Origin of the sequence: Methylophaga pinxianii, from assembly GCF_020447225.1 — a bacterium.
Taxonomy (GTDB): domain Bacteria; phylum Pseudomonadota; class Gammaproteobacteria; order Nitrosococcales; family Methylophagaceae; genus Methylophaga; species Methylophaga pinxianii.
Genome location: NZ_JAJAEO010000177.1, coordinates 44,622 through 59,434 on the forward strand (window position 1 = coordinate 44,622; position 14,813 = coordinate 59,434).

Here is a 14,813-nt window from a genome sequence, read left to right on the forward strand (position 1 = left end):
AGCCTGATACTTTACCAGAGCACTGGAAAACCTGACACTGCTGGCAGGAAAAATTCATCGGGATAAATAACGTCCGTGAGATAAAGACCCTGTGGTGGTGCCGTTACGCCCGCCAAGTTGCGATCCTGACTAAGCAAAACTTGTTTCGCCCAATCAACGGGTTGTTTGCCCTCGCCTACCGGCACCAGAACGCCTAATAAGTTTCGTACCATGTGATGTAAAAATGATCTGGCTTCAACATCAACTGCTATGCAATCATCCCGGCGTGTAACAATTAATTTATCAAGCGTTTTTATCGGACTTTTCGCCTGACATTCCTGCGCTCTAAAGGCTGAAAAATCATGCTGGCCAAGCAACAAGTTAGCGGCAAGTTGCATCTTGTTTTCATCGAGTGATTTGTAGACCCACCACATGCGTTGATGATGGACACTGGAACGACTGTCTCGATTGAGAATTAGGTAACGATAACGGCGCTTGACCGCACTAAAGCGCGCATTGAACTCTTCTGGAACAGATCTGACCCATTTCACACATACATCATGTGGAAGGTTGGAGTTCAATCCCAATAACCAGTTGCGCTGCTCGCGTATGGCATCAGTATCAAAATGTACTACCTGATTTAATGCATGAACACCGGTATCCGTGCGACCTGCAGCAAACACTTCTGTTGGGGAATTGGCAATCAGTGAAACGGCTTTTTGCAATTCGCCTTGAACGGTGCGCTGTCCCGGTTGAAATTGCCATCCGTGAAATTGACTGCCGTCATATTCGACACCTAATGCTAATCTCACAAGATAACTCGTTACGACAGAGAGTCGAGTAATTCTTGTGCTCGCCTCTTCTGATCATCAGTACCTTGCTCAAGTACTTCTTCCAGAATACCTCTGGCACCTTCCGGATCACCCATATCTGAATACGCTGCAGCCAGATCCAGTTTTGTCTCGGCCTCATCAATAGAATCAAAGTCGCTGAGATCAAAATCCAGCTCATCATCATCCATACTGCTATCGAGGTTCAGATAATCTTCAAAAACATCATCGGTTTTTTCTAGACTATCAGATTCAACATCAAATCCACTTATGTCTAATTCATCAGCCGACAAAGAATCGATTGTGGGAGATTTATCATCGCTAGTGGAGGTAAAACTAACACTGTCATCTTCCGATTCATCAATATCCAAATCCAGAACTTCCGGTGCAGAGGAATCCGGTTGCAGAACATTATCTTCTTCCAGGTCGATTCTTAAGTCGTCATCCTCAGCAAAATTCTCTGTTTCCAACTGGGTTTCAATACTTTCAATATCTTTTTCTTCAGATTGATAATTGGTATCAAACTGCAATAAATCTTCGTCATCACGTTGATAAACTTCTTCAGCCTGTCGGGTCTTGGTTGAATCCACTTGATAATCATCGAGATTGAATTCAATATGATCAGGTTGTTCTGCTTGCGCTGATGATTCATCATTATTTTCTAAGGCCGACTCATCTTCTTCATTGAAATCGACTTCCTCAGTTTCCGTCAAATCAGTTTCTTCGACTGATTCTATTTGTTCAGCAAACAACGGATTATGTGGCAGCAACTGACTGCCCCAAGCTCTGATTTCAGGCCATTGTGGATCTGTTTCATCAATACCTGAAGTATTGAGTACGGCGATGAAATCAGCAGATTTCTGTTGTTTGTAATAGACAAACATTAACTTAGCCGCGATATCTTTATCTTCAGGAGCTTGTTGGTGAGCCTGTTCAAGTGCACTTCCTGCCTGCACATAATCCGCATAACCAACAAACATGTCAGCTTGTTCAACTAACTCATCCACTGATTTTGTTTTAGTAGGTTTGGTATTGCTTTCTGCTGGAGCATTGCTGTCCTCTACCACCGGTGTAATGACGTTGACACTGCCGACTTCCGGCGTAGTTTTGGCCGATTTCTTATGGTTGATTTTACTGACAGCATCATCCCAGCTTACTTCACGCTGATTACGACGAATGATCATCCACAGAATGAGCAGCAATAACAGTACAGCAAGTAATGATTCAATTTTATGTGCTATTACAAAGGCCTGTACGCGCTGATAGAGTGAATCCATTTGCTGTTGATCAATATCAAGCACTTGGGCAGCGTCATCAATAGCGGCATTAACCTCTGCTGTAACAGACTCCAATTCAGCATTATCAGGATTTTCTGTATCTGACAGCTCGGTTTGTTCCGCTAAAGTGGTTTCAGAAAGTGTTTCATTATCAGCCTGCTGAGCTGAAAATTCGTCTGAAATGATTGTCTCATCATTCTCTTCATCAGCTTCTGCTGAATCCGTACTGTCAATTGGAACGGGTTCCCAAGCTTCAGACTCATCCGTTGTATCAGCAACTTCAGCAGCTTCAGTCTCCAAAGTCGCATCGACGGCTTTGCTATCTGCTTCACTTCCCTCTAATATCGCATTTGCTTCATCAACCAGTGTCGCCAGATCAATCTGGGTTTCGTCTTGCTCCAACAAACTTTGAAGGCGTGCCATATCGGCATCTTTCAAGGAAATAAGCCGCCGCATCGTATCCAGCTGACGCTCCATTGCATCCATTCGATTTTTAAAATCAATATTTTCCTGCGATTGAGCTTCAATCGTTTCCTGTGCCAGGGTTAACTGTTCGCTGATACGTTGTAAATCAGGATCGCCTGTAACATCAGGATCCGCTTCAAGCAAACTGTTCTCAGTTGCAGCAATTAACTTTAACCGAGCACTTTCTTCATCAGAAGCTGCAATATCATTTTCTGTTGATGGTACTTCACCATCACTCACACCGGGAGCCTCGGTTCCACTGTCAGTAACGGTAGAATTATTTGTTGCGTCTGTATCGTCAGTAGTCGTTTGTACAACGGGTGTTATCTGAGGAGCGTTTCGATTCTTCCATGCCGCGTTTTGTCGATCTACTTCAGATTTTGCTTCGCTAGCAGATAAACGGGTTATTTCATCGGTTGTTGGAATACGAAGCGTACTGTCTGCATACAGGCTATTTACATTATTTTGCTGAAAAGCCTGCGGATTGGCGTTGAGCAACCCAATCATCATTTGTTGCATTGAAATATTGCTATTCGGACGAGTTCTCTCAGCAATACTCCATAATGTATCTCGTGAGTGAACTTTATATTCTGTCAGGTTTTGTCTTGATGATGCCGTTGAAGTTGTCTGAGAACGGGACTGTGATGGCGCCGGCATTGTGGAATCATTTGTAGATGGACGCGACGCTACACGGTTACCATACAGCTCTTTTGGTGGATCCAAAAGCACCGTATATTCACGTAATAATTTCCCCTGTCCCGTGGTTGCCGCTAACAAAAACCCAAGAAATGGCTCTTTAATTGGCACGTCAGAACTGACCATGATTCGCGTTGAATTAGCTTCTTCAACAACTTCAAATGTCAGTTGGGTGAGCAAGAAACTACGCTCCAAGCCCGCGCGTTCAAAATCCTCAATTGAAGCCAGTTTGACTTCGAGATTACCTCGCTCATCATCTCGTAGGGCATTCACCGATATTTCGGCTTTAAAAGGCTCGTTCAGCGCTGAATAAAGTGTTATCTGTCCAAGCCCAAAAGCATAACCCGGTAAGGGAGTTAAGAAACCTAGTGCCGTAGCTACCGACAAACGGGTCAACGTTTTTTGTTTCATTTAACTCCCCTTCCTTGACACTCTCAGCTATGCCTAGAGGTATTTCTCGACCAAAAGCTCGGCGATTTGCACGCTGTTCAGTGCTGCCCCTTTACGGACATTGTCTGAGACAACCCATAAATTCAATCCGTTGGGATGAGAAATATCTTCACGGATACGGCCTACATATACAGGATCCTGACCAGATGAATCTGTGACCGCGGTTGGATAACCGCCATCTTTGTGCTCATCCAGCACCACAATGCCATCAAATGCCGCGAGTAAGGCTTTGGCTTTTTCTGCCGTAATTTTGTCACGCGTTTCAATATGGATCGCTTCTGAGTGACCAAAAAACACCGGCACTCTCACCGCTGTAGGATTTACCTGAATATCATTGTCGCCCATGATTTTGCGGGTTTCCCACACCATTTTCATTTCTTCTTTGGTGTAGCCGTTATCCATGAAAACATCAATTTGCGGGATCACATTAAAAGCTATTTGTTTTGGATAAACTTCTGCTTCAACCGGCCGTCCATTCAACAAAGCAGCTGTTTGCTTGGCCAACTCATCCATCGCTGGTTTACCGCTTCCAGAGACCGCCTGATAGGTGCAAACATTGATACGTTTAATTCCAACCGCATCATAGATAGGTTTTAAGGCCACCAGCATTTGAATGGTTGAGCAATTCGGGTTAGCGATAATGCCACGTTTTTTGTATCCCGCAACAGCATCTGGATTCACTTCCGGTACGATAAGCGGCACATCATCGTCATAACGGAACTGAGAAGTATTATCGATAACGATACAACCAGCAGCCGCTGCTTTTGGTGCATAGATTTCTGACACACTGGCGCCCGGTGAAAACAGACCAATTTGTACTTTGGAAAAATCAAAAGTAGCCAGGTCTTCCACCACTAACGATTTATTACCAAATTGTACGGTTGAACCAGCAGAACGTTCGCTGGCTAATGCATAAACTTTACCGACAGGAAATTTACGTTGATGCAGGATATCCAGCATCGCTTCACCTACCGCGCCAGTAGCCCCTACAACAGCAACATCAATTTGTTTAGTCACAATTCACCTAAATTCTTTTGTTACAGCGCTGCCACGACGGCATCGCCCATTTCAGCAGTGCTCACGCGAGTCATGCCCGCAGAGAAAATATCTGCTGTTCGTAAACCTTGATCCAACACCTTGCTCACCGCACTTTCTATACGATCAGCGAAATCCGGCTGGTCAAGCGTGTAACGTAACATCATAGCAGCTGACAATATCGTTGCCAGTGGATTCGCAATGTTTTGTCCAGCAATATCAGGAGCTGAACCATGAATCGGTTCATACATTCCCTTACCATTTTCGTCCAATGAGGCCGATGGCAACATTCCAATCGACCCCGTCAGCATTGAAGCGCAATCCGATAATATATCGCCAAACATATTGGTCGTCACCATGACATCAAACTGTTTTGGTGCGCGTACTAACTGCATTGCAGCGTTATCAACATACATGTGACTCAATTCAACATCAGCATACTCTTTGGATAATGTCGTCATCGTTTCACGCCATAACTCTGTGCATTCAAGCACATTGGCTTTATCCACAGAACACACACGGCTTTGTCGCTTACGAGCAATATCAAACGCCACACGGCCAATGCGATTGATTTCACTTTCGCGATAGACCAAGGTGTTGTAGCCCTCTTTCTCGCCATTTTCCAAGGTACGTATTCCCCGAGGCTGACCGAAATAAATGCCACCGGTTAATTCACGCACGATCATTAAATCCAAACCAGCAACCACTTCCGGTTTCAAGGTAGAAGCATCGGCTAATTGTGGATATAACAAGGCCGGACGTAAATTGGCAAATAGATTTAATTGTGAACGAATACCCAATAAACCTTTTTCTGGACGCACACTGATATCCAGTGACTCCCACTTATAGCCCCCTACAGCACCTAATAATATGGCATCAGCCTGCTTTGCCATCTCTAAGGTTGCTTCGGGTAGCGGGCTGCCAGTCTCATCATAGGCGGCACCACCAATCAACCCATGTTCCAGCTCAATATCCAAACCATCCTGTTTAAAGGCTTTTAACACTTTAACGGCTTCAGCCACAATTTCAGGTCCGATACCATCACCGGCCAATACTGCAATTTTTTTTGTCATGAATATTCTTACTTATAAATTTAGATAAAAAATCAGGAAAACAGCCACGGCGCCTCTTCGCGACGTCGGGCCTCATAGGCTTTAATATCATCCGTATGTTGCAAGGTCAGACCGATATCATCTAAGCCCTCAAGCAAACAATGCTTCTTAAAGCTGTCAATTTCAAAAGGAAATTTTTCACCATTCGGTAACAGAATAGTTTGCTCGGGTAAATCAACTGTAAGCTGGTAGCCCGGCGTGGCCTCTACTTGTTCAAATAACGTATCAACCTGTTTTTCATCGAGTTTGATGGTCAAGATGCCATTCTTACTGCTGTTACTAAAAAAGATATCAGCAAAACTTGGCGCAATAATGACTCGAATACCAAAGTCCTCCAGTGCCCACACCGCATGCTCTCGACTGGATCCGCAACCAAAATTTTCCCGGGCCAGCAAGATAGTGCCCCCCTGATAACGCGGTTGATTTAACTCAAAATCAGGATTCAATGGTCGATTGCTACTATCCTGCCCAGGCTCACCATGATCAAGATAGCGCCATTCATCAAACAGGTTCGGGCCAAAACCGCTACGCTTTATCGATTTCAAAAACTGTTTTGGAATAATGGCGTCTGTATCAACATTAGGTCGATCCAGTGGAATGACTATGCCGGTTTCCACGGAAATTTTTTGCATATTAACCTCTTAATTCTTATCGCAGCGTCTTTAAGCGACTAAATGCGCTATTTGCTGTATCAGCTGCTTTTCAACTCAAGACGAGTAAATCTTTTGAGTCTTATGCTTCTAAAGATACAACCAAAGGCATAAGACATATCAAAAACCTGCAAAATAATACCATTGTTTGCCATGGCATATTTTGTTGGTAACCATATCTTGAAGCCTAACGGACTTGTTGTATTTCGCTATCAATAGCGTCGTGCTGTTGAATCAACTCGTCAATCGACTTGGTTAAGTCACTATCTATTGAGCCTTTTAAGACAACGATTTCGACACGACGGTTGACTGCTCTGTTTTCGACGGAGTCATTAGGCGCTAACGGGCGGGTATCTGCATAACCTTCAAGCACAAACCGCTCTGGTGGAATCGTATTGTAATCAAGCAGTTCATGTACAACGGAGGTTGCCCGAGAAGTAGATAACTCCCAATTGGAACGATAGCGTGAGGTATTAATTGGCACATTATCGGTATGCCCGGCTACCGCAATTAAGCCATCAGTTTGAGTTAACACTTCATTAATTTTTTTCAGGATCGGGACAAAGTCCTGGTTTAACGTCGCATCTCCAGAAGGGAATGAACCACGCTCACGGATGCGGATAACAATACGGTTCAATTGATTTTCCACCACGATCAGACCTCTCTCGATTTCTGACTCTAGTGCTTCTTTGAACTCTTCCACTTCTTCTGCTACCTGCTTTGCCTGGGCTTCAGCAACAGCTTCTGCGTCCATCGTAACTTTTAGAACATCTCTGGTATCGTCTGTGGTTTCCTGTCTGACAATATTCAATGGAGTAGGCTTGGGTTCGCCAGGACTGAATTCCTGGGCAATGATACTGGTTCCTTTTGGGATCGCTTCATCAACCACTTCCCTTTGCACCCCAAATGCCTTTTCCAGGGACATGACAACCATTTTATATTTGATCGCATCAATTTCAGCAAAGGAAAGTAGTAAAACAAAGAAGCACATCAATAACGACATTAAATCAGCGAATGTCGCCATATAGGCAGGTAATCCTTTTTTCTGCTGTTTTTTGAAACCTTGCGTTTCGGATTCACTCATGATTTATGCCTTCTTTCAGCAGACTAAGCTTCAGCCGGTGCAACAGCTTCAACATCCCGCTGGGAAGAAGGCAGATAATTTTTCAATAACTCTTCCAATACTTTTGGATTTTGTCCTTCCTGAATACCCATGACACTCTCAATAATAATGCTTTTATTCATCAGCTCTTCATTACTGCGCAATGCCAGTTTATCGGCAATAGGTAAGGCAAACATATTGGCCAACATTGCTCCGTAAAGCGTCGTTAACAAGGCAACAGCCATGGCTGGGCCGATAGATTTAGGATCTGACATATTTGATAGCATCTGAACCAAACCTACCAAGGTACCGATCATTCCCATCGCAGGACCAGCGTCACCAATTTGCTGAAAAATTTGCTGGCCAATCGTATGCCGGTTAACGGTTTCATTCATTTCCGTGTTCAGGGCTTTTCTAACTACGGCAGGCTCATGACCATCAACGAGCATACGGATACCTAATGCGAGCGCCGGATTTTTAACTTCTTGTCTTTCCAGGGCTAACAAGCCTTCTTTGCGGGCGATACTGGCCAGCTGAACAACTCTACTGATAATTTCTGTGGGATTTTCGGATTTATGCAGGAAAGCTTTGGTGGCCGTTTTCATTGAGCCGATAAACTGTTTCATGGTAAAGCGCATCATGACGACGGCAAAGGTCCCGCCGATAACAATCATGAAAGAAGGTGTATTGAGAAAAGTACTTGCCGCAGCACCGAGGGCAATGGTGGCGATGATTAAACCCCAGGAAATCAAAAAACCCAGTAAGGTAGCCAAATCCACGTGCTTTTCTCCCTGATTGAATAATGCCTGAAGTTACTTAATAATTCTGGCACATAATTGTACCGGATGATATTCAAAATCAACTGTTTCAAGTATTCACAGCATGTTGATGTCTTTTTCGACGATAAATAATTATCGCTGGCGTCATTGCCAGGGCAATTAAAATTAACAGTAATACTAATGGCCAGATCGTAGGCTGATTCCATTTTGCTCGTAGCTGCTCACGTAGTAGCGGATCGATCCGGTGATACTTTAATGTATTGTTCGCCATCAAATTAGGTTTGATATTTTTATTCCAGGCATGGAACAAGGTTAACTCCTTGGGATGAAATCCCCACACCCAGGGCGCATCATACCTGACAATATCAACCATTTTGTCAATAATTTTTTGGCGTTCAGCATTATCTGGCATCACCCGCATTTGCTCAAATAATGAATCGAATTCCGGGTTTTGATAATTCGCACTATTTTCACCATTGTGAATCGCTTTAGCATTCGGCCCGTATAACAAAAACAGGAAATTCTCAGGATCCGGGTAATCGGCACTCCAGCCGACTTTAAATATCTGCGTTTGCCCACGACGCATCTTATCTTGAAAGCGATTGTAGTCAGTTGAACGAATCACCAGCTGAATATTAAGTTTCTGGAACTGTTTGCGCATCCAGTCTAATTGGGACTTGGCATCAGGTCCGACGGCTGAAATATCAAAATATAATGTTAATGGTTGTCCGGTTTCAGCGTCTCTCCCTTTAGGGTATCCAGCCTCAACCAGCAGATTTCTTGCATATTCAATTGATCTGGTTCGCACCGCGTTGTCACGCCACTCATATACATAAGGATCCAATCCTTCTTTGCCTTCGCGATATCCAAAAATGCCGGGAGGTATCGGGCCTTGTGCGGGTATGCCTCGACCGTTAAAAAAGATAGAAACAAATTCTTCTTGATCGATTGCAATCGCAATGGCTTGTCGTAATTTTCGTGCTCTTTCGCTGTATCCGCCAACGACCGAGTCAAGCATGTTAAAGCCAATATAATGTGTTGTAGTGCCAACCGCCGTTTGTAAATCTATGCCTTTTTTCATCATGTCATCGCTCAAACCGAAGGAACCTGCTGAAGAGACCTGAATTGCTTGCTCAAAACTATCTGAAGTTAATCCACTAATATCGTAATAGCCTTGAATAAATTTTCCCCAATAGGATGTGCTCTCTTTTTCCAGGGTATAAACAATTTTATCGATAAATGGCATGGGTTTGCCGGCATCATCCAGCAATCCTGCTGCTGCATCACCCGGGAGACCTTCCACGGGATAAACCTCACCGTGATAGTTGGGATTCTTGAGCATCACCATTCGCCGGTTGGGATCATTCTCAGTCATGTAATAAGCACCTGTGCCCACAGGATACCAATCCAAAGTGATATTTTTATCAATTAAAACGCTCTGCTGATAAAACGCATCAGCTTCCCATGGGATGGGAGCAAAAAAAGGCATGGCCAGCCAATATTTCAGCTGAGGATACTGGCCATAGACTGTTATCTGATATCGATAATCGTCGAGCAGTTTGACTCCGCTAATCTGCAAATTCCGGAGATCAATAGCTTGTTCTTGTAGCTGCATCTTTCCGAGCATAACGGCAAAGTCACCCAACCCCACAATGTGTTCGCTCATTAATCCGAGAATTGGGGAATGGACTTCTGGATGTGCCAGTCGTTTTATTTGATATACATAATCAGCCGCTTTCAATTCTCTTGTCGACTGTTGTGGAAAATCCATAATTGTCTTGATGTGGCTTGAAGTCTGTTCATTCAGTTCGTGATAAAGCCAACGTCCATTTTTGTCTTGTGCAAATGCCGGATGCGGTTGATAGGCAATCCCGGGACGAATGGTTATCGTATAGCGTGAAAAGGCGACATTTTCTGAAGTTTGTAGTGCTGCGGGCAGCGGCTTACCCTGTTTATCCAATAACTCAACTTGAGGCATCATCGCAGCAGTTAAAGGTTCTAAGGTATAGGGTCGTTTTAGATAATGATATTGAAGTGGCGGCTCATAAATTTGTGCCGTGATCAGACTTTCATTTGCTGAGTAGGATCGGGCAGGATCCAGATGTTTGGGTCGTAACATAAATGAACTGTAACTTACCGATATGTCACTTTGTGCTTCAGGGTAAGGTGAGTTAATCGCAGATAGATCACATCCTGCCAGCAATAAAAGTAGCAGGCCATGCAGTGACACACTTAATCGGGACATAACATTCCATAGCCGAGACCGTTCAAACGGTGAGTATAACGGGAATGCATACAGCTCGCCTCTTCCAGTACCTGCTAAAATCAGGTAAGTTTATCGGTTTTAAAATTTCTGGAGTGCTTCATGGGTTTCCTACAAGGTAAACGGGTATTGATTGTTGGCGTGGCCAGCTCGCGTTCTATCGCTGCCGGTATTGCGCATGCGATGGCGCGTGAAGGCGCAGAATTAGCTTTTACCTATCAAAATGACAAACTCAAATCACGCGTTGAAAAAATTGCTGAAGAATGTGGCTCCAATCCAGCGTTAATTTTCCCATGTGATGTTAGCAGTGACGAACAGATTACTGCTGTTTTCGATGCTTTGGCCCAACAATGGGATGGGCTTGACAGTATTATTCACTCAGTCGCGTTTGCACCTCGTGAACAACTACAAGGCAGTTTTGTTGACAGTGTGACGCGTGAGGGTTTTGCCGCTGCGCATGATATCAGTGCATACAGCTTTGCTGCATTGGCAAAAGCGGGTAAAGAATTAATGGCTGGCCGTAATGGTTCATTATTAACATTGAGCTATCTGGGTGCCGAACGTGCTATTGATAATTACAATGTTATGGGTGTTGCCAAAGCAGCTTTGGAAGCCACTGTCAGATATATGGCTTATTCACTTGGTCCAGAGGGTATTCGGGTCAATGCGGTTTCGGCCGGGCCTATTAAAACCCTTGCTGCCGCAGGTATTGGTGATTTTGGCAAGATGTTGGCCTACGGTGAGCGTAACGCGCCACTGCGTCGTAATGTCACTATTGAAGAAGTTGGCAATGTAGCTGCATTCTTGTGTTCAGATCTGGCATCTGGTGTTACCGGTGAAATAACCTATGTTGATGGTGGTTACAACATCGTTGGTATTGGCGATAAGTAGCATTAAACCGATGTTGATATAGTTAATAAAAACAGGGCTTAAAGCCCTGTTTTTGTATTAGAAGGAAACCCCATGCCTCACTCTCATGCCGTTCTATTATTAATATCAATTGTTCTGAGTGCTATCGGCGGCGTTCTACTTGGCTGGTTTTTCGGTGAATTATCAGTACAAATCGGCTGGCTTGGTGATTTGTTTCTCAATGCCCTGAAAATGGTCATAATCCCATTGATTGTGGCATCGGTAATAAGTGGTATAGGTGCACTAGGTGATATTCGTAAACTGGGTCGTTTAGGCGGCTCCACACTTCTCTATTATGCTCTGACAACGGCTACGGCTGTATTCATTGGTCTTATTGTGGTGAACATTATTCAGCCAGGCGCAGGAATAGATCTCGGTGATGCCACTGTTCCGGAGCGAATATTGGAAAAACAGGGCACTGGCGCAGCCGATATCGTTATGTCATTGATCTCACCAAACCTATTTGCTTCTGCAACACAAATGCAATTACTGCCCTTGATTGTTTTTGCCATATTATTTGCAATGGCATTGACCACCATTGGTGAACGTTCAAAACCCGTATTTGCGGTTTTTGATGGCATTAATGAAGCCATGATGAAGTTGGTGATTTGGATTATGTATTTTGCACCAATTGGTATTTTTGCCTTAATCGCTGCACGAATTGGTATCGCAGGTGGTGGTGAAGAACTACTTCGTGAAATTCAGGCTGTTGGCTGGCATGTTGTTACGGTACTTACTGGGCTATTTATCCATTTTTGTTTTTTATTTTTATTGTTACAACTGATCGCAGGTAAAAGCTTTAGCTATCTGCTCGGGATGAGTCGTGCTTTGTTCACTGGATTTGGCACCGCAAGTTCGACAGCTACTTTGCCTTTAACCATGGAAAATGCTCGTGAAAATAACGTCAGTGATAAAGCTATCAAATTTGTTTTACCACTTGGCAGTACGGTCAACATGGATGGCACGGCATTATATGAGGCTGCTGCAGTGTTATTTATTGCACAAGCCTATGGAATAGATTTAACCATGACCCAACAAGCCATTGTATTTATAACAGCCACGCTTGCTGCTATTGGGGCGGCAGGTATCCCTGAAGCGGGACTGGTCACGATGGTTATTGTACTAAGTGCCGTTGGGTTACCCTTGGATGGTATTGCCCTTTTGCTGGCTGTAGATTGGTTTCTGGACCGATTCCGGACGGTGATAAACATCTGGGGGGATAGTGTCGGTGCAAAAGTTATTGATACGTTAGTTATAAAAAAGGCGCTTTAAAGCGCCTTTTTTATTTCATGATGGTTAAGCAATACAACGAATTAATTATTCTTGCTCTGTCGAAGTAATACGCGATTCATAAATCTCGATTTTTGCTTCACTTCGTAATGCACTGATAAATGCCGCCATTTCCGCTCGACCATTCAAACGGGTCAAGTTTGAAACTAATCCATCACGGATTTCAGGCTCTATGTCATCTGTTGTGCCCTGTTTTACATCACTGACCGCGACCACAATATAATTGCCATTTTCTGCAGTAAAGCCGGCATATTGAGTGCTGTCTGCATTAGGCAAAGTGAAGGCCTGATTCAGAATTTGTGCACTAATTTCCTGACTATCTCGACCATAATATGCCGCTTCTTGCCATGTCTCAGGAAACACTTCCGTTGCAGGTGTCCCAGATTTTAAATCCTGTAATCTGGATTCGCCCTGGATATAAGCCAAATCACTTGCCCGTTGATAGCGAATTTGTTCTTTAATCGCTGGGGCAACAGAATCAAAAGGTAACAACGTTGCCGCTACATGGCTGTTTTTACGAACCACTACCAGTTTGGTATCCGATAACTCAATGACTTGACTATTGAGATCCTGATTTAACACATCATCAGAAAATGCCGCTTCCACTACCGCCTTGTTTTCTGCAATACCACTGCCGCCGTTACGGGTAAAAGAACCAGTCGTTTGAATATCTAATGATAATGTTTCAGCAGCCACATCAAGAGTTTCGGGATTTTCATATGTAAGATTGGCTAATTCCTCAGCTTTATCATAAAACTGTTTTTCAGCCTGCTGACGACGATACTGCAATTCCACTTCGTCTTTCACATCAGCAAACTCGATATTAGTGGATTGATCTATAGCGGTTAATTGAATGATATGGTAACCAAACTCCGTTTTAACGGGTTCAGAAATATCACCAACATTTTCTAATGCAAATACCGCTTCTTCAAAGGCCGGCTCCATCACATCACGCTGAATGGGCCCTAAGTCCCCGCCTGAAGCTGCTGAACCAACATCCGTTGAATAGGTCTGGGCTAACTCAGCAAAACTCTTGCTTTCTTCAATCTTTGCCTGGATTTCAGCGAGAACCTTTTCAGCGCTATCATTATCTTCAATTAGGATATGGCTGGCTCGACGTTGCTCTGGACCAACAAACTGTGTTTTGTTATCAACAAAGTACTGTTGTAACTGGTCTTCACTGACCTCAATTTGAGATGAGATGGTATCAAGTGATAATTCAAGATAATTCAGAGAAACTTGCTCTGGTGATGTGAAGCTTGATTCGTTGGCGTTGTAGAAGTCACGCACCTCACTTTCATCAAGTTCGACTTCTTCCAGAAAATCTTCCAACTTAATCACGCCATAGGCAATTTCACGTTGCTGATTTTCTAATTTTAATAAACGTTCAATTTCAACCTGTGAAACAAGGGTACTGCCTTCAATATTTTGAATTAATTGTTGGCTAAGCAGATCGTTTCGTAAGGTGGCCTCATAAGATGCAGGACTAAATCCAGCACGTGCCAATACCATCTGATATTGCTCACTATCAAATTTACCATCACGTTGAAATGCCGGTGTTTGATGAATGAATTGGGCAATTTGCCGGTCACTGATACGTTGACCAAGCTCTTCCGTTGCTGAACGAATCAATTGCTGTTCAATAAGGTCGTCTATAACAGCAAGGCGAATTTCAGCGTTATCAAACATTTCCGGGTTAAATTCATCCCCCATCATTTGACGCATTTGTTCACGGTAACGTTGCACAGCTTGTGTCAATTGAGTGCTGGTAATGTCATCCCCATTAACTTCGGCAACGACGGTATCCGTTGGGCCAGTGACGTATGAGTTCACTCCCCAAAGTGCAAATGGAATACAGATTAAACCAACAATAAACCAGGCAATCCAACCTTGGGCGCGATCACGTATGAAATGCAACATAGCAGTGAACCTTCTTCACGAATGTGGGTTAATTTAAGCAAAAAAAAAGGCGCATA

At 43.7% G+C, this 14,813-nt stretch carries 11 protein-coding genes; 2 read left to right on the forward strand and 9 right to left on the reverse strand.

Features of this window, described 5'->3' with window-relative positions:
* Positions 1 to 11: 11 nt before the first annotated feature.
* The 8 genes from truA to LGT40_RS10495 all read right to left on the reverse strand — a co-directional run bounded on the left by truA (position 12) and on the right by LGT40_RS10495 (position 10,620).
* Positions 12 to 791 (reverse strand): tRNA pseudouridine(38-40) synthase TruA, encoded by a 780-nt coding sequence (gene truA, locus LGT40_RS10460; protein WP_226070650.1) that lies wholly within the window; start codon positions 789 to 791, stop codon positions 12 to 14.
* 11 nt (positions 792 to 802) lie between these two features.
* Entirely contained in the window at positions 803 to 3,658 is a 2,856-nt protein-coding gene (locus tag LGT40_RS10465; RefSeq protein ID WP_226070651.1) for a FimV/HubP family polar landmark protein, read from the reverse strand.
* A 33-nt stretch (positions 3,659 to 3,691) separates the two neighbouring features.
* Positions 3,692 to 4,714 carry an aspartate-semialdehyde dehydrogenase gene (locus LGT40_RS10470; RefSeq protein WP_226070652.1) on the reverse strand — a complete coding sequence of 341 codons (1,023 nt, stop codon included), beginning with the start codon at positions 4,712 to 4,714 and terminating at the stop codon, positions 3,692 to 3,694.
* A gap of 20 nt (positions 4,715 to 4,734) precedes the next feature.
* Positions 4,735 to 5,805, reverse strand: a complete 1,071-nt coding sequence (leuB, locus tag LGT40_RS10475; RefSeq protein ID WP_226070653.1) for a 3-isopropylmalate dehydrogenase — start codon at positions 5,803 to 5,805, stop codon at positions 4,735 to 4,737.
* Positions 5,806 to 5,837: 32 nt separating this feature from the next.
* Positions 5,838 to 6,476, reverse strand: a complete 639-nt coding sequence (gene leuD / locus LGT40_RS10480) for a 3-isopropylmalate dehydratase small subunit (protein ID WP_226070654.1) — start codon at positions 6,474 to 6,476, stop codon at positions 5,838 to 5,840.
* Positions 6,477 to 6,681: 205 nt separating this feature from the next.
* Complete coding sequence (locus LGT40_RS10485) at positions 6,682 to 7,578, reverse strand: MotB family protein (protein WP_226070655.1); 897 nt, start codon at positions 7,576 to 7,578, stop codon at positions 6,682 to 6,684.
* Positions 7,579 to 7,601: 23 nt separating this feature from the next.
* Positions 7,602 to 8,375, reverse strand: a complete 774-nt coding sequence (gene pomA / locus LGT40_RS10490; protein ID WP_226070656.1) for a flagellar motor protein PomA — start codon at positions 8,373 to 8,375, stop codon at positions 7,602 to 7,604.
* A gap of 88 nt (positions 8,376 to 8,463) precedes the next feature.
* On the reverse strand, positions 8,464 to 10,620 hold the full coding sequence (locus tag LGT40_RS10495) for an ABC transporter substrate-binding protein (RefSeq protein ID WP_226070658.1): 2,157 nt from the start codon (positions 10,618 to 10,620) through the stop codon (positions 8,464 to 8,466).
* Positions 10,621 to 10,740: 120 nt separating this feature from the next.
* Here LGT40_RS10495 and LGT40_RS10500 point away from each other — a divergent pair, with 120 nt between their 5' ends.
* Positions 10,741 to 11,529: an enoyl-ACP reductase FabI gene (locus tag LGT40_RS10500; RefSeq protein WP_226070660.1), complete on the forward strand. Its 789-nt coding sequence runs from the start codon at positions 10,741 to 10,743 to the stop codon at positions 11,527 to 11,529.
* Positions 11,530 to 11,601: 72 nt separating this feature from the next.
* Complete coding sequence (locus LGT40_RS10505; RefSeq protein ID WP_226070662.1) at positions 11,602 to 12,819, forward strand: dicarboxylate/amino acid:cation symporter; 1,218 nt, start codon at positions 11,602 to 11,604, stop codon at positions 12,817 to 12,819.
* Between the two features lie 45 nt (positions 12,820 to 12,864).
* Here LGT40_RS10505 and LGT40_RS10510 read toward each other — a convergent pair whose 3' ends face one another.
* Entirely contained in the window at positions 12,865 to 14,757 is a 1,893-nt protein-coding gene (locus tag LGT40_RS10510) for a SurA N-terminal domain-containing protein (protein WP_226070664.1), read from the reverse strand.
* Positions 14,758 to 14,813: the final 56 nt, after the last annotated feature.